The sequence below is a fragment of the Helicobacter canis genome (assembly GCF_008693005.1).
GTDB lineage: Bacteria > Campylobacterota > Campylobacteria > Campylobacterales > Helicobacteraceae > Helicobacter_B > Helicobacter_B canis.
This window is the reverse complement of the sequence record NZ_VXKE01000016.1, coordinates 105,807-127,555: the sequence shown is the minus strand read 5'-3', so window position 1 is coordinate 127,555 and position 21,749 is coordinate 105,807. Positions and strand designations below refer to the sequence as shown.

20 protein-coding genes are annotated in these 21,749 nt (G+C 46.7%); 17 read left to right on the top strand and 3 right to left on the bottom strand.

The genetic code is table 11. The annotated features are described in order from the left end of the window. Positions 1–244 precede the first annotated feature (244 nt). The 3 genes from F4V45_RS05835 to F4V45_RS05825 are packed head-to-tail and all read left to right on the top strand — an operon-like array spanning position 245 to position 3,067. Complete coding sequence (locus F4V45_RS05835; RefSeq protein ID WP_150337466.1) at positions 245–1,963, top strand: hypothetical protein; 1,719 nt, start codon at positions 245–247, stop codon at positions 1,961–1,963. An 8-nt stretch (positions 1,964–1,971) separates the two neighbouring features. Beyond that, a complete protein-coding gene (locus F4V45_RS05830; protein ID WP_150337465.1) occupies positions 1,972–2,601 on the top strand; it encodes a class II aldolase/adducin family protein in 630 nt (209 codons plus the stop codon). Further along, entirely contained in the window at positions 2,579–3,067 is a 489-nt protein-coding gene (locus F4V45_RS05825; RefSeq protein WP_150337464.1) for a hypothetical protein, read from the top strand. Before F4V45_RS05830 ends, F4V45_RS05825 begins: the two co-directional genes overlap by 23 nt. A gap of 192 nt (positions 3,068–3,259) precedes the next feature. Here the strand turns inward: F4V45_RS05825 and dnaK are convergent, their stop codons facing one another. The 3 genes from dnaK to F4V45_RS05810 are packed head-to-tail and all read right to left on the bottom strand — an operon-like array spanning position 3,260 to position 6,567. Further along, complete coding sequence (gene dnaK / locus F4V45_RS05820; protein WP_150337463.1) at positions 3,260–5,146, bottom strand: molecular chaperone DnaK; 1,887 nt, start codon at positions 5,144–5,146, stop codon at positions 3,260–3,262. Positions 5,147–5,167: 21 nt separating this feature from the next. After that, positions 5,168–5,746, bottom strand: a complete 579-nt coding sequence (grpE, locus tag F4V45_RS05815) for a nucleotide exchange factor GrpE (protein WP_246145163.1) — start codon at positions 5,744–5,746, stop codon at positions 5,168–5,170. Between the two features lie 26 nt (positions 5,747–5,772). Next, entirely contained in the window at positions 5,773–6,567 is a 795-nt protein-coding gene (locus tag F4V45_RS05810; RefSeq protein ID WP_150337462.1) for a hypothetical protein, read from the bottom strand. A 348-nt stretch (positions 6,568–6,915) separates the two neighbouring features. On the opposite strand from F4V45_RS05810, the gene F4V45_RS05805 reads away from it, so the two are divergent. The 14 genes from F4V45_RS05805 to F4V45_RS05740 all read left to right on the top strand — a co-directional run bounded on the left by F4V45_RS05805 (position 6,916) and on the right by F4V45_RS05740 (position 21,712). Continuing rightward, positions 6,916–8,943, top strand: a complete 2,028-nt coding sequence (locus tag F4V45_RS05805) for a transketolase family protein (RefSeq protein WP_150337461.1) — start codon at positions 6,916–6,918, stop codon at positions 8,941–8,943. Then, positions 8,937–10,427 carry a penicillin-binding protein activator LpoB gene (locus tag F4V45_RS05800; RefSeq protein ID WP_150337460.1) on the top strand — a complete coding sequence of 497 codons (1,491 nt, stop codon included), beginning with the start codon at positions 8,937–8,939 and terminating at the stop codon, positions 10,425–10,427. Before F4V45_RS05805 ends, F4V45_RS05800 begins: the two co-directional genes overlap by 7 nt. 182 nt (positions 10,428–10,609) lie before the next feature. After that, positions 10,610–11,197: a 2-amino-4-hydroxy-6-hydroxymethyldihydropteridine diphosphokinase gene (folK, locus tag F4V45_RS05795; RefSeq protein ID WP_407925334.1), complete on the top strand. Its 588-nt coding sequence runs from the start codon at positions 10,610–10,612 to the stop codon at positions 11,195–11,197. Then, positions 11,136–12,680 carry a flagellar biosynthesis GTPase FlhF gene (flhF, locus tag F4V45_RS05790; RefSeq protein WP_150337459.1) on the top strand — a complete coding sequence of 515 codons (1,545 nt, stop codon included), beginning with the start codon at positions 11,136–11,138 and terminating at the stop codon, positions 12,678–12,680. Before folK ends, flhF begins: the two co-directional genes overlap by 62 nt. Positions 12,681–12,689: 9 nt before the next feature. After that, positions 12,690–13,550, top strand: a complete 861-nt coding sequence (locus tag F4V45_RS05785; RefSeq protein WP_150337458.1) for a P-loop NTPase — start codon at positions 12,690–12,692, stop codon at positions 13,548–13,550. A 9-nt stretch (positions 13,551–13,559) separates the two neighbouring features. Beyond that, on the top strand, positions 13,560–13,904 hold the full coding sequence (locus tag F4V45_RS05780; RefSeq protein ID WP_150337457.1) for a hypothetical protein: 345 nt from the start codon (positions 13,560–13,562) through the stop codon (positions 13,902–13,904). Further along, positions 13,901–14,590, top strand: a complete 690-nt coding sequence (locus F4V45_RS05775; protein ID WP_150337456.1) for an RNA polymerase sigma factor FliA — start codon at positions 13,901–13,903, stop codon at positions 14,588–14,590. The genes F4V45_RS05780 and F4V45_RS05775 overlap by 4 nt, the downstream gene beginning before the upstream one ends. Further along, a complete protein-coding gene (fliM, locus tag F4V45_RS05770; RefSeq protein WP_150337455.1) occupies positions 14,590–15,657 on the top strand; it encodes a flagellar motor switch protein FliM in 1,068 nt (355 codons plus the stop codon). Before F4V45_RS05775 ends, fliM begins: the two co-directional genes overlap by 1 nt. Positions 15,658–15,720: 63 nt before the next feature. Then, positions 15,721–16,557: a flagellar motor switch protein FliY gene (fliY, locus tag F4V45_RS05765; RefSeq protein WP_150337454.1), complete on the top strand. Its 837-nt coding sequence runs from the start codon at positions 15,721–15,723 to the stop codon at positions 16,555–16,557. Positions 16,558–16,581: 24 nt separating this feature from the next. Next, positions 16,582–19,362 carry a phosphoenolpyruvate carboxylase gene (locus F4V45_RS05760; protein WP_246145156.1) on the top strand — a complete coding sequence of 927 codons (2,781 nt, stop codon included), beginning with the start codon at positions 16,582–16,584 and terminating at the stop codon, positions 19,360–19,362. Between the two features lie 19 nt (positions 19,363–19,381). Next, entirely contained in the window at positions 19,382–20,014 is a 633-nt protein-coding gene (locus F4V45_RS05755) for a UbiX family flavin prenyltransferase (protein ID WP_150337453.1), read from the top strand. After that, a complete protein-coding gene (gene coaD / locus F4V45_RS05750) occupies positions 20,011–20,499 on the top strand; it encodes a pantetheine-phosphate adenylyltransferase (protein ID WP_150337452.1) in 489 nt (162 codons plus the stop codon). Before F4V45_RS05755 ends, coaD begins: the two co-directional genes overlap by 4 nt. Continuing rightward, positions 20,490–21,140 carry a dTMP kinase gene (tmk, locus tag F4V45_RS05745; protein ID WP_150337451.1) on the top strand — a complete coding sequence of 217 codons (651 nt, stop codon included), beginning with the start codon at positions 20,490–20,492 and terminating at the stop codon, positions 21,138–21,140. The genes coaD and tmk overlap by 10 nt, the downstream gene beginning before the upstream one ends. Beyond that, a complete protein-coding gene (locus tag F4V45_RS05740) occupies positions 21,137–21,712 on the top strand; it encodes a ComF family protein (protein ID WP_150337450.1) in 576 nt (191 codons plus the stop codon). The genes tmk and F4V45_RS05740 overlap by 4 nt, the downstream gene beginning before the upstream one ends. Positions 21,713–21,749 lie beyond the last annotated feature (37 nt).

The window sequence follows — 21,749 nt, the reverse complement described above, 5'->3', positions numbered from 1 at the left end:
TAAATGCTATGAAATTTTGGGAAGCAGAATGTTACAGATTCGTTACTTAAATGTTGCTGAAAGGATGGGGGGCAGAAAAAATAATATGAGACATATTAAGAAAATCTAAACTAAGTGCGTGTGAAGTAGTTATAATGCCACACTCATAGCCAGCAGATTATCTGCTATAATTGGGCTCATCACAAGACTAATTATGAGAATCCACCAAGCTACCACTACTAGAATTTAAAAATGGAGTAGAGCTATGAACCAGCAAAACACAACACATCGCTACGCGCACCACACACTCGTGCTATCAACTATCTGCGCCATAATCATTGGGCTATCACTACAAGCCTGTATGCATTCTACGCCCACCAAAGCCCAGCCACAAGCAAGTAGCAAGCAAACCAGAGCAAGCAAACCAGAACAAGCAGCCCCCGCGCGCACTACTAAACCAAAAACCACTCCAAAGTCCGCCCAAAGTCAAGCAGCAAACCCGCCAAAATCTGCGCAAGCACACCCACAAAAGCCCCAAACTCAAAAAAACCCAGACACACCAGCGCAAAAAACCAACACAAACAACAATACACTAAATGAGCGCACACCAGAATCCACAGAATCCACAGAATCTATGGAATCTATGGAATCCGCTCCACTGCCACTAAACATCAAGGCAAAAGACATTCTAAGCTCCCCCACGCTAAAAGACAATCACCAGCACATCACAGCCAAAAAGTCATTTGACTCTGGCTTTACCTTTGTGGAGCTCTATGGACCTGCGGGCGATTTGCGTGCTAGATTAAGCTTCAAAAATGATGTGCTAGATGGGGTTAGCACCGCCTACCAAAATGGACAAATCGCACGAGAAATCCCATACAAAAATGGGCAAATAGATGGCATAGTCATCACCCATATCCCCCCAGACAAACGGCTTGAAAGCAGCTATAAAAATGGCAAAAAACACGGCAAAACCATACTCTACCACCAAGGCACGCCCATTAGCTCTAAGGACTACAACAATGGCATTTTACACGGCACTTTTGAGACAGCCCTAGATCTTGCCGATAGCTCCACTTATCAAAACACCAACTCGCTTACCCACTACCACTATGGCAAAAAGCAAGGGGAGTCCATAGGCTACGCTAATGGCAAAATCGTCTTCAAGCAGCACTACAACAAGGGTGTGCTACAAGGGCAAACACAAACCTATGGTGAAAATGCCATCATCAAAATCTCTCGCAACTATTACAATGGATTTTTGCACGGGGAGGAGATTGTCTATAACTACCCACAAGAAACCCCCGCATATAAATCCCATTACGAGCTTGGCGTGCTTGTTGCACCTTATGAAAACTACGAAGCAAATGGAGCGACCTACTACTCCATAGCTCCAAAGGACAAAGCACACCCTGTCATAAAGGGTAAAAGCACCGACACACAAGAGCTGTGGCTCTATGAAGCTAGCCAGCAAGTCGCCCTAGAAATCACCAAAGATTCTGGACACGAGCGCGTGCGGATCTTCCACCAAAATGGCGCATTAGCAAGCGATAGCACCATCACACCCACACAAGCTAGTGGCTCTTACTACACGCAAGACTCACACCTAGAATCTAAAGTCCTTCACAATGCCAGCGCGCCACTTAGGACGACTTGGCACTATGCTCCACAAGGGCAGCTACTTACAAAAAGCCAAGAATCCCCGGCAAAAACCATCACACAAAGCTACAGAGATGGTGCGCTAGATTCAGAAGTGGTCGTCCTAGAAGGTGAGGAAATCACCATACAAAAGGGCTTTTTCCCAAATGGAGCTTTGCAGTTTGAGCACCACTATATAGAAGATACAATGATCCAAGGCACACTTTATGGCAAAGATGGCAAAGTCATCTACTCTTTCCCCCACACAAGCAAGGATATGATCTTTGATGAAGCATTCCCCAACACTGCGGCAAAAAGACGCGCAAAAGTCTTGCCAAGCCACTAAGGACACCTATGAATATCCATACAAAAAACATCGACTCCCCTACGATTAGCTACCTAGCTGATATGGCTCACTCTCTGTGCCAAAGCGGCTTGCTTGGCGTATTTTATGGCTCAATATCTGCACGCCTTGGGGCAAATAGCTTCCTCATAAACCGCAAAGATGCCCTGCTTGACAAAATGGATCAAGACTCCTTTATCACACTCCACGACAAAGAAGACTACCGCTGGCAAGAAGCAAGCCTTGATAGCTTTATCCACGCAAATATTTATCGCAACTTTTTAGAAGCGCGCTTTGTGATGTATTCCCACGCGCCTTATGCGACTTCCTACTCCTTAAAGCACGATGTGATAAAGCCTATTGACTATCTAGGGTGCAGGATACTTGGGAGAAATAGCAAGATTTTAGATTCTAAAGAGTATGAGACATTGTATGAGCGCGCAGACACAGACATCGTGCGTTACTTTAAAACCAATGCCACAAACTTTGTCCTACTCAAAGGCTGCGGGATCTATGGCTATGGGCGCGATCTCTCCGCGCTTGTGAAGCTCATATCTGTGGTGGAAAATAGCTGCAAGATTCTACACTTTAATAATATGATCGATCAAAGCTACACCGATGAAAGCCGCTTTGAAATTTAGATTCTGGCAGGTTTTGCTATGCTGCGTAGCTATTATACCCACACTTGCCCTAGCCACACACCCACCAACACTGCAGACCTATGCCATCGCCGCGGCATCTCGCTTGCATATTGGCAGCACTGCTATGCACTGCAGTGGTGAGCTGCTGCTTAGCGCAAGTCCAATGCCTTTAAGCCTAGAGCTACACGCCACACCTAGAATCCAGCACCCCACACTAGAATCTATACATTTACTTATCTCTATCCCCAAAGACAATCTCCCAAAGCTTTTGCAAGCTTCCTCATATATCCAAGGCACACTCACAATCAATAATAATATTTCCCAGCCAATCACGCTAAAATCAAGGCTTAAGATAAAGCGCGGCAAACCCCACACCCTAAAGCTCTCTGGCAAAGTATCATCACACGCCCTAGCAAATGGCGCAGCCAAGCTCAAAGCCACGCTTATCTTAAGCGAGCTTCTTTAGGTTCAAGCTAGAATCTAGCCTGCTAAGTAGCCACCTAGCAAGCAGCCACAGGCTCGCACTCACGCAAAGCTAATAACAACAATAAATAATCAAAGTGGATTCTAGGGGGGGGGGTAAAAGCATAGAGAGATAGATCTAGTATGCCAGCACGCATATCTAGCGACACGCGTGCTGCTGGCAAGGCTAAGCTATCTACTCCACTTCTGCATCGATGACATCATCATCTTTGCCCTTTTTCTTCTGCTCTCCTTGCGCCTGCGCGCCTTGCGGATTTTCTTTGGCATACATTGCTTCTGTAAGCTTGTGGCTCACTTCTGTCAATGCCTTTAGCTTCTCATCGATTTGCTCTTTTGTCGCATTCTCATCTTTAAGCACCGCTTTTAGCTCTTCTAGTGCGGCGTTGATCTTCTCCACCTCGCTAGATTCTAGCTTGTCTTTCATCTCGCCTAGGGTCTTCTCTGTTTGATACACAAGAGAGTCTGCCATATTGCGTGATTCTATCGCGCCCTTGCGCTTGGCGTCTTCTTCTTTGTGAAGCTCGGCATCTTTGACCATTTTTTCAATTTCAGAATCCGATAGCCCGCTAGAACCTGTGATTTTGATCTCTTGGGATTTGCCGCTTACCTTATCCTTTGCTGATACTGTTAGAATCCCATTGGCATCGATGTCAAAGGTTACTTCAATTTGTGGCACACCGCGCGGGGCTGGTGGGATACCCTGTAAGTCAAAATTCCCTAGCAGCTTATTATCCCTAGCAAGCTCTCTCTCGCCCTGTAGCACGCGGATTGTAACGGCTGGCTGATTGTCTTCGGCAGTGGAGAAAGTTTGCGCCTTTTTAGCAGGGATTGTTGTCCCCCTATCAATCACGCGCGTCATCACCCCGCCAAGCGTCTCAATCCCAAGGCTCAAAGGCGTAACATCAAGCAGTAGCACATCTTTTACATCACCTTTCAAAACGCCGCCTTGGATCGCCGCGCCCACTGCTACGACTTCATCAGGATTGACAGATTTATTCAAATCTTTGCCGATGAAGTCCTTGACTCGCTCTTGCACTTTTGGGATTCTAGTAGAGCCCCCTACCATCACCACTTCGCTAATATCGCCCTTGCTAAGCCCAGCATCACTAATCACTGCATCGATTTTTTTAATCGTCTCATCGATTAGATCATCAATCAAGCTCTCAAACTTCGCACGAGAAAGCTTTTTGACAAAGTGCTTTGGACCGCTTGCATCAGCTGTGATAAAGGGCAGATTGATTTCTGTCTCCTGCGCGCTAGAGAGCTCTTTTTTAGCATTTTCTGCGGCATCTTTTAGTCGCTGCAGCGCCATAATATCCTGCTTAATATCAATGCCGCTTTCATCTTTAAACTCACTCGCAGCCCAATCGATAATGCGATTATCAAAGTCATCGCCGCCTAAGAACGCATCGCCCCCTGTGGCAAGCACTTCTACGACATTATCACCTGTTTCAAGCACAGTTACATCAAATGTCCCCCCGCCCAAGTCATAGACCATAATCTTTTCTGCTTCTTTTTTATCTAGCCCATACGCAAGCGCGGCAGAAGTAGGCTCGTTGATAATGCGCAGCACATTAAGCCCTGCGATTGTGCCAGCTTCTTTTGTCGCTTTTCTTTGTGCGTCATTAAAGTAGGCTGGCACGGTGATCACCGCTTCTGTAACGCTCTCTCCCAAGTAGCTCTCCGCATCTTCTTTGATTTTCATCAAAATTTTTGCCGAGATTTCTTGGGGCGTGTAGGTTTTATCCGCGATTTCTACCGCACAAGCGCCATTTCTATCTACAATTTTATAGGGCAGTCGCTCTTGGGCTTGCTTTGCTTTATCTTCATTAAGCATTAGCCCCATAATGCGCTTGATAGAGTAGATTGTCTTTTGCGGATTGGTGATCGCCTGTCGTTTTGCTGGCTCACCGACTAGAATCTCGCCTTTATCAGTAAATGCCACGATTGATGGGGTGGTGTTTTTACCCTCTTTATTAGCGATGATTTTGGCTTCATTGCCTTCATAGACTGCCATTGCGGAGTTTGTCGTCCCTAAGTCGATTCCAATTACTTTTGCCATTTTGTATCCTTTATGTTGAGATTAGTTGTTTTTCACCACTGCGACCATCGCTGGGCGCAAGGTGCGTTCCTTATACTTATAGCCTTGCTGCATTACTTGGGCGATTTGCCCATCTTGTGCTTCTGGCTTTGCCACTTGCATAATGCACTCGTGCAAATTGGGGTCAAACTCCCCACTTGTGTCAATCGCCTCTACGCCGTGGCGGCTAAGGATTTTTAGGAAATTATCTTGCACAAGAGCTATGCCCTCTAAAATCGCGCTGTGATCTTTGGCTGCTTCTTTAGCCTTATCAAGCGCATCTAAGATAGGGAGCAAGTCTTTTGCGATTTTCTCATACGCATATTCTAGGGCTTGATTTTTATCGCGCTCTAGCCGCTTTTTGACATTCTCAAAGTCCGCATACGCTCGCATATACTTTTCTTCAAGCTCTTTGTAAGCTTGCTGCATAATCGGCGCGCCAGACTCTCTAGGCTCACTAGAATCTACGCTAGATTCTAGCTCTTCGCCCATATCCTGCGCTTGTGTCTCGCACGCTTCTTGCGCGGCTTGCTCATCTTGTGTATGTGGCTCTTTCATCGTCTCTTCTATTTCTTCTTGCATACGCACTCCTTACATATTAAGATTCTCTATGATGCCTTGGACTCTAGTGCTTCATAAAAGCCCTGATAGTCTCTATCAAGCCGCCCAATGCAGAGCATTTTCGCCGCCTGTCCTAGCACTTGCGCACTATGTGCGATGACAAGATAGTCGCTAGAATCTGGGAAATGCAAAGCGCAATCAACCCTAGCAAACAAATCGCCATTAACGATCTCAAGCGCACTCTGTGGAGCCTGCGCAAACATCTCGCCCAAAAACTCTAAGCCAAAAAAGCGCGTTTTCTCCGCACTTTGCAAAGACCTTAGAGCTTGAGCTAGTGTATTTGCGCACACATCTTGCGCGATCCTTTGCATATCATCGATTGCCACGCCAACAAGCTCTTGACAAAAGCGTGCCATAGAAGCGACAAAGGGGATCGCCACGCAATCGTGCTCAAACACCAGCACAATCGCGCCATTCTCACCTGCTTCTATCTCTAGCACGCGCAGTAGCTTCTGTGGCTTTGCAAGACGCAGCGCACAAGTGAGCCCAAACTCATCACATAGAGAGTGGAGCTGTGTAGTATCAATCTCTGGCTCAACACACGCAGGCTGAAGCATTTCTCGCCAATAATTCCTCAAAGCAGCGCGCGTAGGCACACGACCACTGCTAATATGCGTCTGCACAAGCACGCCTTCTTGCCCTAGAATCTTAAAGTAGTTGCGAATAGTTGCAGAAGAAATCTTCCCCTGCAAGCAGCTCTTTAAAGATTCTGACCCGATAGGCTCTTGGCATTTGACATATTGCTTGATCAAATGATTGAGCAAGAATTCCTTTTTCTGCATAGTGTAAAGCCTTTGACTGCTAACTACAACGAGCGAAATTCTAGCCCATAAAAGTAAATGAAATTAGCATTTATAAGAAAAGATTGCTAAAAATCGCTAAATATTAGTCTAATAGTATAAAGTTTAGTTAGTGATATACGCTAATTATTCTTTACTACATATCGATAATATTTCCCACTAGGTGCGTGCCCCACAAGCACAAGTCGTGTGATTTTAAGAAATCTCATAAGGATTTTTAGGCACAATGCGTAGCTTCACCAAGCCCATAGAACCTAGCCTTTATACACAGCGCGCCACGCCCTAGCGTGTGCTTAGGGGGCTTTGGTATCTACACTTTAAGGATTGTTTATGCCTATCATCACTGAAGAAAATCTCCCCCTACTCACCCAAGCAGCAAATGAGCTGCGCTATCTCTGTGCTGATATTGTGCAGCGTGCTAATAGCGGACACCCGGGCGCACCTATGGGGCTAGCAGAAGTGGCAGTCGTGCTATCCCACCACCTGCGCCTAAACCCCAAGAACCCGCGCTATCTCAACCGCGATCGCCTAGTTTTTAGCGGCGGACACGCCAGCGCGCTTGTGTATAGTCTGCTGCATTTATGGGGCTTTGAAGTGAGTATGCAGGATTTACAAGCCTTCCGCCAGCTTGACTCTACAACGCCCGGACACCCAGAGTTTGCCCACACGCCCGGCGTGGAGATCACCACAGGACCGCTAGGGCAAGGCATAGCCAATGCGGTGGGCTTTGCTATGGCACAAAAACGCGCCAATGCTATGCTAGCAAAAGTGGATTCTAGGGCGGTGCGTGAAAATGGAGCGTGTGAAAAAGTGGATTCTAGGGCGAAAGTGGATTCTAGCCCTGAAGTGCTTAATCATTTTGTGTATTGCCTTTGTGGTGATGGAGATTTGCAAGAGGGCATTAGCTATGAGGCTTGCTCGCTTGCTGGCTTACACCAGCTAGGCAAGCTTATCATCATCTATGATAGCAATGGCATAACCATAGAGGGCGGCACGCAAATCGCCTTTAGCGAAAATGTGCGCGCGAGGTTTGAAGCACAGGGCTTTAGCGTCTTTGAGTGCGATGGGCATAACCTTGTAGCCATAGATTCCGCGCTAGAATCTGCCAAAGCCTCTCCTAAGCCTAGCCTTATCATCGCGCACACCACTATCGGCAAGGGCGCGCTAGAGCTAGAGGGCAGCCATAAAGCCCACGGCGCACCGCTGGGCGCAGAGCTTATCGCTAAGGCGAGAGAGCAAGCAGGCATTAGCAAGCAGAGCTTTGCTATCAGTGATGAAGTGGGCTTTGTCTTCCGCGCGTGTATGGAAAAGGGTGCGAGCTTAGAAGCTTTGTGGGAGAGAAACTTAAGTGCGCAAGCAAAATCCCTGCTAGACTCCCTCACCGCGCCACTAGAGCAAAAAGTGGATTCTATCTCCTACCCCACTTTCACACAAGGAGACTCCCTAGCCACGCGCGTGAGTAATGGCAAGATTTTAAACGCTCTCTCTCAAGCCCTACCAAACTTCATCGGCGGCAGCGCAGATCTCGCCCCTAGCAACAACACCACCTTGCTAGATTCTAGCGACTTCCCTAGTGGCAACAATCTCCACTTCGGTATCCGCGAACACGCTATGGGCGCGATTTGCAATGCCTTTGCCAACTACGGACTTTTCCTGCCCTTTTGCGCGACATTTTTTGTTTTCAGCGATTATATGAGTGCGAGCGTGCGGATCGCTAGCATTATGAGGGCAAAGGTGTTTTATATCTTTACGCACGATTCTATCGGTGTGGGCGAAGATGGCGCGACCCACCAGCCAATCGAGCAGCTAAGCCACTTCCGCGCTATGCCAAACCTCTTAGTCTTCCGCCCAGCCGATGCGAATGAAAACATCGCTTGCTGGCAAGTAGCACTAGAATCTAGCGCGCCAAGTGCCTTTGTGCTCTCGCGCCAAAATCTCTCCGTGCTAGAGCCTGTGGCAAAGAGCCAAGCGCAAAGGGGAGCGTATATCAAGCAGGATTCTAGCCTAGATAATCAAGCGCAAATCACCCTGCTAGCAAGCGGGAGTGAAGTGTCTTTATGCCTGCAAGCCCAAGAGCTGCTAGAATCTAGTGGCATTGCTACGCGCGTGGTGAGTATGCCCTGCTTTGAGCTACTATGCGAGCAAGATTGCAGCTACCATAAAGAGCTTTTTGCTGGCAAAGTGCTAGCTGTGGAAGCCGCTAGGGGCAATGAACTCTACCGCTTCGCAGATTTTGTGCTAGGGCTAGATAGCTTTGGCAAGTCGGCTAAGGGTGAGCAGCTTTTTACGCATTTTGGGCTTAGCGCAGAGCATATCGCCAAAATCGCTAAAGATCTTGCAAAAGAGTCTCTATGCTAAAACACGCATTGAGAATCTGTGCAGGCGCACTGCTTGTGCTAGCCCTAGCACAAGCCAAAAAGTCCCCCTACTACATCACAGACTCTAAAGACTTTAGCACCATAGGCATTGATCGCCACGATATAGAAGCAGTGGTGGAGAAAACCACGCGCAAGCTCCTAGAATCTAGCTTTATCCGCGAGCTACAAGGGCAGAAGCTCCTAGCCATAGCGGATTTACGCAATCTTACAGAAGAGGACATTGATGTAGAGTTTTTAAGCCGCAAGATTACGCGCACACTGCGCAAGAGCAAGAAATTTACCCTGACAAACGCCATTGCTGGCAGTGGCTCTAGCACGGATAATTTACTCACAGATTCTAGGAAGCTTACCAAAGACAAACGCTTCAACCAATACACCACCCAAGAAGATGGCACACTCCTAGCCCCTGATCTCTCCCTAAGTGGCAAGATTATCCAGCGGACAAAAAGCGTGGGCGATAGGGTGAGGGTGGATTATGACTTCTTGTTTGTGCTAACCGATTTAAAAAGTGGGCGCGTGGTGTGGGACGATGAAGAAAACATTGCCAAGGCAATTGACAAATCCCAAGTGGCGCGATTTAGCAAGCTAGGGGCTGGGACTTGCCAAGGTGGCGATGCGATCGCGTGTGAGAGAGAGGCGCAAGCCGCGCTAGATTCTAGCGACTATGAGAGCGCGCAAGAGCTTCTCAAGCAAGCGTGTGATTTGGGCAATCGCCAAGCTTGTGAGAATGCCGCCTATCTCAAACGCGCACTAAAAGAGCAAAAAAAGCAAGAGAAAAAGGCTAGAAAGCAAGCAAGAGGCGGGCGATTTGGGCTAAGTGTGGGCGCGGATGTTGGCTTTGGTGGGGGCAGTGCAAATATGGCTCCTGTGCCTTATGTCTCTAAGCCAACGACTAGCAGCGGTAGCAGTAGTGGCAAGGGATTTATCCACTACACCGATGGCGAATACTCCAAAGATATTTCATCAGCCTATATGCTTAAAGCTGGGCTATGGTATCGGCAGAAAAATGGCATATATCTAAGTGCCGATGTGCTCTATGGCGGCTATCAGGCTAAAACCTATGACTCACCATATCAATTTACCTGCACAGGCAATAGCTATGGGTATTGCAGCTGGGAGGGCGTGGATATTACAGGGCTAAAGTTTGACCATAAGCTCTTTGGCGGTGGGGGGCGCGTGGGCTATGCGATCGCAAATGATGACAATAGCTCGGCGCTAGTTGGCTTTGTAGGTGGGGGCGCGCTAAAAGATATAGGCTCTAGTATGAAAAGTGTCGGGGGCTATGTCATCAATCAAAAGCTTGATAATCTCTTCCCATTTTGGGAAATAGGGCTTATGCTAAGCTTCAAATATGTATCACTAGAGACAAGCTATCGGCATTTGTTTAATGGCAAAGATGATAAAAGCTGGGCGAGTATCGGCGCGTTTAATGTGGGGGTAGGGTTGTTGCTCCCGGTATGGTAAGCCTAGAATCTCAAGCCATGCTAGAATCTAACTCTTTTACACTAGATTCTAGCATGCGCTGGATTCTAGCTCCTAGCTTCCCTACGCACACCCCCCGCACAAGCCCACACTATCTCACGCACGCTGCCACCTTGCGCTATCAAGCCCAGCGCATCTTGCAGCAAGCCAAGCCCCACACTAGAATCCACCAAAGCCACCGCGCACAAGCAGTTCTAAATCGCACGCTACACAAGCGCATAAACCCCAAGCACCGCCACATCATCACGCTAGGCATAGGCGCAAACCTTGGCACAAAGCAGGCGATTTGCCAGCGGTTTGCCCACCTGCTAGGCTCTCTCACGCGCAACAAGCATTGCACCTTGCTTGCCACAAGCCCTATTTTGCACAATCCCCCCTTTGGCTACACCAATCAGCCCTATTTTTACAACGCCATTATCACACTTGCCACCAGCCTAAGTGTCGTGGAGCTATTTGCGCTTGTGTTTTACTTGGAGCGGCGATTTGGCAGGGGGAGAAAAAGAGCGTTCAAAAACGCGCCTAGGACATTAGATATTGACATAATTTTCTATGATAAAGTGATAATAAAGCGAGCATATCTTACAATCCCTCATCACGGATTCCGCACGAGAGATTCTGTGCTGCTGCCGCTAGATTTTATGCTAAGGCAAGTGCTAGAATCCAAATCTACCAATCCACAAGGAGTAAGCCGTGCAGACCTTTACTTTCACAGGAGAGACACCAGCAGAAGCTCTCAAAAAAGCGCGCGATGAGCTAGGCGATGATGCGATGATTTTAAAGACCCAAGAAGTGCGCAAGAAGAGCCTAAACCAAAGCGCGCTTTATGAGCTAGTTGTGGGCGTGGAAGATTCTGCTGCTAAGCCCCTACAAGAAGCCCCACAGACTTCCACACATACGCAAGAAGAGATCGCCAAACCCCTGCCAAACAATAGCATCCAAAAGCGGCTTGAAGCCATAGCGGAGAAAGAAATCGCCGCGAAGAAAAAGCAGCGCAGCCTTAGCCATATCTTTGATGATGATGTAACTATCGAGCTATCAAACACCGTGCGCGAGATAAGCAAGCTCGCAGGGCTGCCCACTTCTATGCCAGAAGCTAGCGCACTCATCGCCAAAGCACAAGAAGCCAAAGAGCCTAAAGCAAGAGAGCCTATCGAGCTAGCAGAGGTAGAATCTATCCCCAAAATCCCCAAAGGCTATGCCGATGCACTAGAGCCTACACAAGAGCGCGCAAAAGCCAAGAGCGCGCCAAGTGAAGTGGAGAAAAAGCTAGATTCTAGCCCCAAAGCTCAAGCGACTTTCACGCCTATTGATGAGACAAACAATATCAAAGAAATCCAAAGCGAGCTAAAAAAGCTCAACGACAAAATCAAGCTCATACAAAACACCTTGTGGGACGAAAAATCCCCCAAAAATATGAGCGTAGCAATCCCCAAAGAATTTGCCGAAATCTATCGTATCGCCAAAAATAGCGGTATGAACAAAGCGCATTTAGAAGAGATTATGCGCCTAAGTTTGGAGTTTATGCCGCTAAAAATGCGCGAGCAGAGCCAGACAATCCGCCGATACTTCCGCGAAGTGCTGCGCAAGATGATCTACTGCCGCAAGGAAAATAGCGTGGGCAAAAAGATCATTATGCTAGTGGGTCCCACAGGCGTTGGCAAAACCACCACACTAGCAAAGCTTGCAGCGCGCTACTCCCAGATTCTACCTGAGAAGAAAAAGGTCGGCATTATCACGCTTGATGACTATCGCATTGGAGCTATGGAGCAGCTTGCGTGGTATGCGAGAAAAATGCGCATTAGCATAGATTCTGCGAGCGAGAGTGATGACTTTATCAATAAAATTGAAGCCCTAAGCTATTGTGATTATATTTTGATCGATACTGCTGGGCACTCCCAGCACGATAGAGAGAAAATCAATGAGCTAAAGCGATTTATCCGCAATGATGAGTATAAAATCGATGTAACACTCGTGCTCTCTGCTAGCACAAAATACGAAGACCTAAAAGATGCATACAATGCCTTTGGCGAGCTTGGGGTAGATACCTTCATCTTTAGCAAGCTTGATGAAGCGCGCGGACTTGGCAATATCTTTTCACTCGTGTATGAGACTAAGAAGCCCATAAGCTACCTAACCATAGGACAAGAAGTGCCAAGCGATGTTGTCGTAGCAGATAATATGTATCTAGCCGATTGTCTTATTAGTGGGTTTTTCTACCCGAGCAAAGCCCAATAAGGAGCTAGTATGCAAAGAAACCAAGCTGCCAACCTAGAATCTATGATGCAAGCTAGCAAAAAAAGCACCGCAAAATTTATCGCCATAACTTCAGGCAAAGGCGGTGTAGGCAAGTCCAATATCTCGGCAAATCTCGCCTACTCGCTCAATCAGCTAGGCTATAAAGTCGGTGTATTTGATGCAGATATTGGGCTAGCAAATCTTGATCTAATCTTTGGCGTAAAAACGGAGAAAAACATCTTACACGCGCTCAAAGGGCAGGCGGATTTTAAGGAAGTAGTCTATGAAATTAGCAAAGGACTCTACCTAATCCCGGGCGATAGTGGGGAGGAGATCCTTAAGTATTCTGCTTCAAGTATGCTTGCAGACTTTGCTAGTGAGGCTGCGATTTGGGATCTCTTTGATTATGTGATAGTCGATACGGGTGCTGGGATTAGCACGCTTACGCAGGCATTTTTGCAAGCAAGTGATCACATCATTGTCATCACTACACCGGAGCCAAGCGCAAAAGCCGATGCCTACGCTATGCTAAAGGTAAGCTCCAAATTTACCAATGAGTGTATGATGCTTGTCAATATGGCTTCTTCTGCCAACCAAATCACCCAAGTTTTCACCACGATTTCCAATGTCGCTAAGGCAAATATCCCCAATCTCTCACTCACACTACTTGGAGGCTTTGAGCATAATGCCGCAGTAAAGAAGGCGATACTACACCGCAAGCTTATCTGCCAGAGCGAGCCGCACAACATATTCTCCATAACAATGCAAGAAGTAGCGCAGAATCTCATCAACAAAGTGGAACATAATATGCTTAATACACCAAAGAAAAGCATTGGAAGCTTTTTCAAGCGTTTGCTAGGATATTTGTAAAGGACTACTATGCGTGTATCAAATTTTATCAATCTCTCTGTTGTGGCTGGGTTTTTCATAGGGCTTGCCATTGGGATTATGAAATTTGAAGAGCCAGAACATATGCTGTTTATGACCATTGTTGTAACGATCTCTATGTATCTAATCTCTCTCACAATGGCAGCGATTTATATCTATATCATCGAGCCCAAACGCTCTATGCTTGCCAATAAGGACTTTATCGAGCGGCAGCTAGAGTATTTTGATAGTGAGTTTGACCAAACAGAGCGGCAGGCGCGCGCAATTAGGCAGTTTATCAACAATTTTGACTTCACTGAAGAGAAAGCTACTCCTAAGAAAAAGGTACAAAAGTGAGAAACAACGGCTACGCAAACGAGAAGCAATTCTCCCAAGATCAACTCGCCATTCAATATCTCCCAGCAGTAAAGGCTATGGCATATCGTATGAAAGAGCGACTGCCATCGCACCTTGAAGTAAGCGAGCTTATCTCCATAGGCACAGAAGAGCTTATCAAGCTTGCTAGGCGGTATGATGAAGGCTTGAATGACTCCTTTTGGGGCTATGCGAAATCGCGCGTATATGGGGCTATGCTTGATTATCTGCGCTCACTTGATGTAATCTCGCGCGCAAGCCGCAAGCTTATTAAAGCAATCGACATGGAAGTGAGCAAATACTTCAACGAGCATGAAGAAGAGCCTAGTGATGAGTATCTCTCTGGCGTGCTAGGTGAGAGTGTGGAGAAAATTAGAGAAGCAAAGATCGCTGCAGATATTTATATGCTTGTGCCAATCGATGAGCAATACAATCTAATGGAGCCTACCAATATCATCGACAAATTAGAAAAAGAAGAGCTGATAGAGAAAATCCACAATGTCCTAAAGACCTTTTCAAAGCGCGAGCAGCTCATCATACAGCTCTACTTCCTAGAAGAGCTAAATCTCAGCGAGATTAAAGAAATCTTAAACATCACAGAGTCTAGAATCTCACAAATCACCAAAGAAGTGATTAAAAAAATCCGCAATAGCTTGGGAGAAAGATAATGGCTGATATACTAAGTCAAGAAGAAATCGATGCCCTATTAGAAGCTGTCGATGATGGCGAGAGCGATGAGGCACTCCAAAAGCAAGACATTCTCCCGCAAAAGTCTGTAACGCTCTATGACTTCAAACGACCAAATCGTGTCAGCAAGGAGCAGCTACGCGCTTTCCGCTCGATCCACGATAAAATGGCGCGTGCGCTCTCTAGTCAAATCTCAGCCATTATGCGCTCCATTGTAGAAATCCAGCTCCATAGTGTTGATCAAATGACCTATGGAGAGTTTCTAATGAGTCTCCCAAGCCCCACAAGCTTTAATGTCTTTTCTATGAAGCCTCTTGATGGCACAGGGGTTTTGGAGATAAATCCTAGCATTGTCTTCCCTATGATTGATAGGCTTTTAGGCGGCAAGGGCGATCCTTATGACAACTCGCGAGAGTTTAGCGATATTGAGATCAATTTGCTTGATACGATTTTGCGCCAGATTATGCAGACACTAAAGGACGCGTGGAGCTCTGTAACAGATATGTTCCCAAGTATTGATGCCAAAGAGTCAAGCCCCAATGTCGTGCAAATCGTGGCGCAAAATGAAATTGTCATTATGGTGGTTATGGAGCTTATCATCGGGCATAGTAGCGGTATGATCAATATCTGCTACCCTGTCATCTCGCTTGAAACCGTGCTGCCGCGCCTTGGCAGCAGGGATTTAATGCTAGGAGAGACCAGCAGCAAAAAGTCGCGCAACAAAGAGCTGCAAGCTCTCATCGGTGGGGCTGATGTGAATGTCGAAGCCTTTATCGGTGGGACAAATCTAAGCCTAAAAGAAGTGCTAGATCTCCAAAATGGCGATGTCATACGGCTTAATGAAACGGCGAGCAATGATGTGATTGTAAGCATTGATGGTAGGGATAAATACCTTGCCACCATTGGCTTGCAACGCTTCCGCAAGAGCATTAAAATCCAAGAAGAAATTCTCACAGAAAAAGACAAAGTCAAAGAGATTTTAGAAATGCTAGAAACCCAGCGCAAAAACAAAATCGATGATGAAGAGAGTGAAGATGAAGAGGAATAGACTACAAGAGAAGCAAAAAATGCTAGAATCTAGCGCACTAAAGCACACCAAAGGATTACAATAATGGAACAATTTATCAAACTTCTTGCCCAAGAAGCGACACAAACGATAGAGGGGCTCACTGGTAGCACCCCCACCATCGCCAATGTCAAAAGTGGATCTATCGCTGATTTGGTAAAAGACTTTCCTTGTGTGCTAACTACCATCAGCTTTACAGGCGATACTATTGGCACTATCGCTATCCTTAACCCAATCGATCTTACCACCGCTTTATCAGATCTTATGCTAGGCGGTGATGGACAAAGCCAGCCCGAAGCAACTAGCGATGACCTAGATGCACTCAAAGAAATCAACTCCAATATCCTAGGCGCGGTATCCACAGCTATGGGATCGCAAAAAGATGTCCCCAAAGTCAGCTTCGCTCCACAAAAGATAGAAATCATACAAAACGCTAGCGCGCTTGGTAGCTTTACAGAAGCGTACGAGTTCTCTTTCTCACTAAACTCTATCGCTTCTAATACTTTCTTTCTCGCTTCTCAGGCGTTTTTGCAGCTTTTTACCCCAGATAGTAGCGATGATAGTGCAGGATCTGCTGGCGACTCTCAAGGGCGCGCAATGCTCAACCCAGATGAAATCCGCAATATTGGTATGCTCCTTGATGTCAAGCTCACCATCAAAGTGCGTATCGGGCAGAAGAAAATGCTGCTAAAAGATGTCATATCTATGGACATAGGGAGTGTTGTAGAGCTTAATCAGCTAGCAAATGACCCACTAGAAGTGCTGATTGATGACAAAGTCATCGCCAAAGGTGAAGTGGTGATTGTTGATGGGAACTTTGGCATACAAATCACTGATATTGGCACTAAGCGCGAGAGATTAGAGCAGCTTAGAGGTTCTTAAGACTTGATGAAATAAGGAGCAAGTATGAGTCAAGCCACCGCACCCAAATCCACGCCAATGCTCAATGGGCAGTCCCTAGACAAAGAGATCCAATTTATCCGCGAAATAATGATAGAAATGCTCCAAAAAGTCGATAGAGAAGTATGCGACTTTTTTCTCTCGCTAAACTCCAAGCTCCAAGCCAACACCAGCACCACCAAGGATCAATCAAACTTCCAAGCAATCCGCGAGGAGCTGCACATCATCAATCGTGCAGGCAAGACCCTAGAGATTATCAAGGCATTTTCTCTTTATAATATCCTAATCAACATTGTCGAAGAGCGATTTAATATCGATCGCAAAAATCCCCTAGATCGTATCCAAAATGCTTATGATGATCTTTTGCACAGGGGATTTGATAAGCAAGATTTAGACAAAATCCTAGAATCTATTTGCTTCTATCCTGTCTTCACTGCCCACCCCACAGAATCTAGGCGCAGGACATTTTTGGAAGCACATTCTGAAATCACACAAGATCTGCGCAAAATCTTTGAGCTAGGGGACAAAAAGGCAAAAGACCATATCCAATACCGCCTCCATCTCCTTTGGCAGACCAATCTTGTCCGCACACAAAAGATCGAAGTGCTTTTTGAGCTAGATAATTTACTTTTCATCGTGGAGAATTCTGTTTTACCATCTAGTCAAAAGGTGCTTGAATACATCGAAACTATGCTAGAGCACCCACTCAAACACTCGCCAATTCGCTTAGGAAGCTGGATAGGCGGGGACAGAGATGGGAATCCATTTGTTACCAATGATCTAATGACAGAAGTGATGAAAATCCAGCATAAGCTCATTATCAACTTTTATATCAAAAAGCTCGAGCGACTTGTGCGTGAGCTATCTATCTGCAGCGATTGCACGCAAACTTCCCCCAGCCTTAGCAAATCTCTCCAAAAAGAAATGCCAATCCTTGATGAAAAGATCGCGCAAGTTTGCGCTAGCGAGCCCTTCCGCGCGAAACTCTACATAATGATCAAAAAGCTGCAAAATCGCCTTGTCTTTGTCAATGCGCCAAGCACGATCACACATACCTACTCCTGCCCACAAGAGCTAATCGCTGATGCAGATATGCTTATTGAAAGCCTTGATAGTGTCTCTAGTAAATATTTACGCCAATTTAGACGTTTTGTGCTTTTAGGCGGATTCCACCTTATGCGCCTAGATTTTAGAGAGCATAAAGATGTCTTTGCGCAAGCACTTAGCGAGATTCTATGCCTGCTTGGAGTCTGTGATAATGACTTTATGAGCTATAAAGAAGAGCGCAAAATCGAAGTGCTAAACACCGCGCTAGCGCGCCCTAAGCTTGAGCTAGGCACGATTCAAGATCAGCTTAGTGAAAGCGCGCAAAATGTCATTGAGATTTTTATGCGCATTGTCTGGGGGAAAAAGTATATCAACGAAAATATTCTAAAAACCTTTATCCTATCAATGACTACTGATGCAAGCGATCTGCTTTGTGTGCTGTGGTTTGCCAAGCAAACAGGGCTTTGGAAGCCGAGCAAAAAGCTAGATTCTAGGGCAGAATCTAGCAACACAAGAGAAGAAGACAAACTGCGCGCGCGCATTGCGATCACGCCACTTTTTGAGACGATTGATGACCTAAATCGCGCTGGGGGCATTATGCGCACACTCGTGGCAAACCCGCACTACTCACACTATCTGCGCGATATTGGTATGCGGCAAGAGATTATGGTTGGCTATTCGGACTCTAGTAAAGATGGCGGGATATTTGCGAGTAACTACAGCCTTTATGGTGCGATCCAAGAGCTAAAGGCACTAGAGAGCAAGCTTGGTGTGGAGTTTGTGCTATTTCACGGAAGAGGCGGTAGCGTGAGCCGTGGAGGCGGGACACTAGAATCCGCCCTGCTAGCCTCTCCTCCTAGAAGTGTGCAAGGGTTTTTAAAGACCACCGAACAAGGCGAAGTCATTAGCTCTAAATACCTTAATAGCTCTTCAGCACAATTCTTCCTCTCTTCCACAATGGCAGCCCTACTCAAAAAGACAAGCTATGATGTCTTCTGCGCACAAGAGATAGCCACAATGCCCACCAATATCGCTGCAAAATGCTCTATCAATCCCCACCATAAGCAGCTTATGGAAGAGCTCTCTCATATCTCCTATAAAACCTACCGCAAGCTTGTGTATGAGACACAGGGCTTTATAGACTACTTCAAAGCCGCCACACCGCTTGCCTTTATCCAGCAGCTAAACCTAGGCTCACGCCCCAGCAAGCGCAAAGACACGACCAAGGTAGAAGACTTGCGCGCGATCCCTTGGGTCTTTGCTTGGACGCAAAATCGCTCCATAATCCCTGCGTGGTATGGGTTAGGAAGCGCACTTAGCGCGGTGGATTTATCCGCCCTGCAAGAGTGCTATGCAGAGTCTGAATTCTTCGCTGCAACCATTAGCAATATCTCGCAGGCGTTCTTGAAAGTCGATTTATGTATCGCCAAGCAGTATAACGACTTCGTGCAAGATCCCGCGATAGCGCAATCGATTTGGAATCAAATCACACAAGAATACGACAAAACCGCCCAAATGCTGCTTGCTATCCGCAAGGAGAGCAATCTCCTTGATAGCGAGCCCACTTTGCAAAAGTCCATTTTCTTGCGCAACGATTCTGTGATGACGCTCAATCTCTTGCAAATTGAGCTTATCAAGCAGTATCTAAGCACCCCGTATGAAGCCAAGCGCGCACGCCTAATGGAGCAAATCCACTCCACAATCATTGGTATCGCGCAAGGCTTGCGCAACACGGGCTAAAACTAAAGGAAGGATTCTAGTGGGGAAGAAGTTTATTTTAGGTATTAGCGGTGCGAGTGGCGTGCAGCTGGCACAAGGATTTTTAGCGCATTTGCCTAAAGATTTTAGCGTGCATATCATCATCTCAAGGGGTGTGATAGAGTGCGCGAAATATGAGCTAGGGCTAGATTCTAGCGAGCTAGAATCTAGCTTGCTAGCAGTGTGTGAAAGTGCGCAAATTTGGCGCGATGATGACATCGGCGCGCCGGTGGCTTCTGGGAGCTTTGGCGCGGAGGCTATGGCGATTATCCCTACAAGTATGGATACACTTGCCAAGATCGCTTGCGGCATTAGTGATACACTGCTTACGCGCACAGCAAGCGTGATGATAAAAGAGCGCAAAACCTTGCTGCTAGCCCCTAGGGAAATGCCGCTCAATGCCATTGCCTGCGAGCATCTCCACAAGCTTGCAATGCTACAAGTCATCATCGCCCCGCCCATCATCGCCTACTACTCTTATCCCAAAAATCTCCAAGAAATGGAGCGTTTTCTCTATGGAAAATGGCTAGATATTTTGCAAATCCCAAACAATCTCTACAAGCGTTGGGGCTCACAAACACACACAAAAAGCCCAAGCAAGCCAAAAAACCCCAAAAAGAAAAGCGCGCGATGAAGCACCCAATTGGCATATATCCGGGCACCTTTGACCCCCTTACAAATGGGCATTTAGACATTATTAAGCGTAGTAGTGAGATCTTTGACTCTGTGCTTGTAGCCATCGCGCATTCTGCGTCAAAAAACCCGCGCTTTAGCGTCCAAGAGCGGCTAGAAATGGCACGGCTTGCTACCAAAGATTTTAGCAATGTTGCTTGCATTTCCTTTGGTGGGCTGCTTGCTGATCTTGCCAAAACGCACAATGCAAAGTTCCTAATCCGTGGCTTGCGCGTGGTGAGTGATTTTGAGTATGAATTACAAATGGGCTATACCAACTCCTCGCTAAACCCAGAGCTTGATACTATTTACTTTATGCCAACTTTGCAGCACGCTTTCATTAGCTCCTCTATCGTGCGTAATATCCTAGAGCATAATGGCAAAATCTCCCACCTAATCCCAGAATCCGTATTTCACTTCATTAAGGAGCGTGCGCAATGTATGTAGCACTAGAAGGTATAGACACTTGTGGGAAAAGCACGCAAATCGCAGCCCTGCGCGAGCATTTCCCCCAAGCGATTTTTACCAAAGAGCCCGGCGGCAGTGCGCTTGGGGCGACTTTGCGCGAGCTTATCTTGCAAGCACACACAAGCTCACAGCCCTCCGCAAGCCCCATAAGCAAAGAAGCGGAGTTTTTTCTCTTTTTAGCCGATCGTGCCGAGCATATCGATAAAGTCATTAAGCCAAATCTTGATCGCTTAATCATCGCTGATCGCTCTCTCATCTCTGGGATCGCCTATGCCAAGGACCTGCCAGAATCTAGCAGCATAAACCTCCTTAGCACGCAAGGGATTGTGCCGGATTTATGCTTTGTGTTTGTGATTGATAAGCCTAGCTTGCAAGATCGCCTAAGCACAAAAACACAAGATGCCATAGAAACGCGCGGTATAGACTATCTCCTAGCTATTCAAGATCGCATTATCCACACCGCGCACAGCACTGCCAAGCACACCATAGAAATAGACGCCACAAAAGACATCGCCCAAATCACGCAAGAGCTTTGCATGCATATACGCCAAGCCCTAGAATCTAGCCCAGCAGAATCTAGCCTAGATTCTAGCTCCACACCAGAATCTAGCGCGCGATGAAGTGCCTAACTTGCGGGAGATTTTGCCTAAGCGTGCTATGCCAAAACTGCTTAGATTCTATCCCTTTACGCCCTAGTGTGCGAGAAGTGATGGGTGTGAGAGTCTATTGCTTTTATGGTTATGATGATGTGAGCTTTTTACTAAACTCCAAGTATTACACCATAGGCTCTAGAATCCTAGCACGCTTAAGCGATAAAGCCGCGCATTATTTCGCGCAAACTTTCAGCGATACACAAGCCCTGCACACACTCACGCTTATAGGGATTGATGATTTTGTAAGGAGCTATTACTCCCACACAGGCGTGATTATGCGCTCCTTTGCCAAGCACACAGCGATGAAGGCTCGCTATGGGCAGCTTAAAGCAAGCAGCCAAGTCTCCTACGCTGGCAAGCCACTTGCCTACCGCCAAGCCAACAAGCGAGGGCTCTCCTACACTGCTAAGGCAAAAGATCTAGCCATAGTCGATGACATCATCACCACAGGCACAAGCTTTAGCGAAGCCATAGAAGTCTGCACACAAAAAGAAGCAAGAGTGCATCTTGCTCTGGCATTGTGTAATGCGCAAGAGTAGCGCGCAAGCCTTAAGCAAACTTCTGCTACAATCGCGC

Bases quoted from the DNA above. Each gene is read 5' to 3' on its own strand.
- F4V45_RS05835 (WP_150337466.1), top strand. From the start codon at position 245: ATGAACCAGCAAAACACAACACATCGCTACGCGCACCACACACTCGTG.
- F4V45_RS05830 (WP_150337465.1), top strand. From the start codon at position 1,972: ATGAATATCCATACAAAAAACATCGACTCCCCTACGATTAGCTACCTA.
- F4V45_RS05825 (WP_150337464.1), top strand. From the start codon at position 2,579: ATGAAAGCCGCTTTGAAATTTAGATTCTGGCAGGTTTTGCTATGCTGC.
- dnaK (WP_150337463.1), bottom strand. From the start codon at position 5,146: ATGGCAAAAGTAATTGGAATCGACTTAGGGACGACAAACTCCGCAATG.
- grpE (WP_246145163.1), bottom strand. From the start codon at position 5,746: ATGCAAGAAGAAATAGAAGAGACGATGAAAGAGCCACATACACAAGAT.
- F4V45_RS05810 (WP_150337462.1), bottom strand. From the start codon at position 6,567: ATGCAGAAAAAGGAATTCTTGCTCAATCATTTGATCAAGCAATATGTC.
- F4V45_RS05805 (WP_150337461.1), top strand. From the start codon at position 6,916: ATGCCTATCATCACTGAAGAAAATCTCCCCCTACTCACCCAAGCAGCA.
- F4V45_RS05800 (WP_150337460.1), top strand. From the start codon at position 8,937: ATGCTAAAACACGCATTGAGAATCTGTGCAGGCGCACTGCTTGTGCTA.
- F4V45_RS05785 (WP_150337458.1), top strand. From the start codon at position 12,690: ATGCAAAGAAACCAAGCTGCCAACCTAGAATCTATGATGCAAGCTAGC.
- F4V45_RS05780 (WP_150337457.1), top strand. From the start codon at position 13,560: ATGCGTGTATCAAATTTTATCAATCTCTCTGTTGTGGCTGGGTTTTTC.
- fliM (WP_150337455.1), top strand. From the start codon at position 14,590: ATGGCTGATATACTAAGTCAAGAAGAAATCGATGCCCTATTAGAAGCT.
- fliY (WP_150337454.1), top strand. From the start codon at position 15,721: ATGGAACAATTTATCAAACTTCTTGCCCAAGAAGCGACACAAACGATA.
- F4V45_RS05760 (WP_246145156.1), top strand. From the start codon at position 16,582: ATGAGTCAAGCCACCGCACCCAAATCCACGCCAATGCTCAATGGGCAG.
- coaD (WP_150337452.1), top strand. From the start codon at position 20,011: ATGAAGCACCCAATTGGCATATATCCGGGCACCTTTGACCCCCTTACA.
- tmk (WP_150337451.1), top strand. From the start codon at position 20,490: ATGTATGTAGCACTAGAAGGTATAGACACTTGTGGGAAAAGCACGCAA.
- F4V45_RS05740 (WP_150337450.1), top strand. From the start codon at position 21,137: ATGAAGTGCCTAACTTGCGGGAGATTTTGCCTAAGCGTGCTATGCCAA.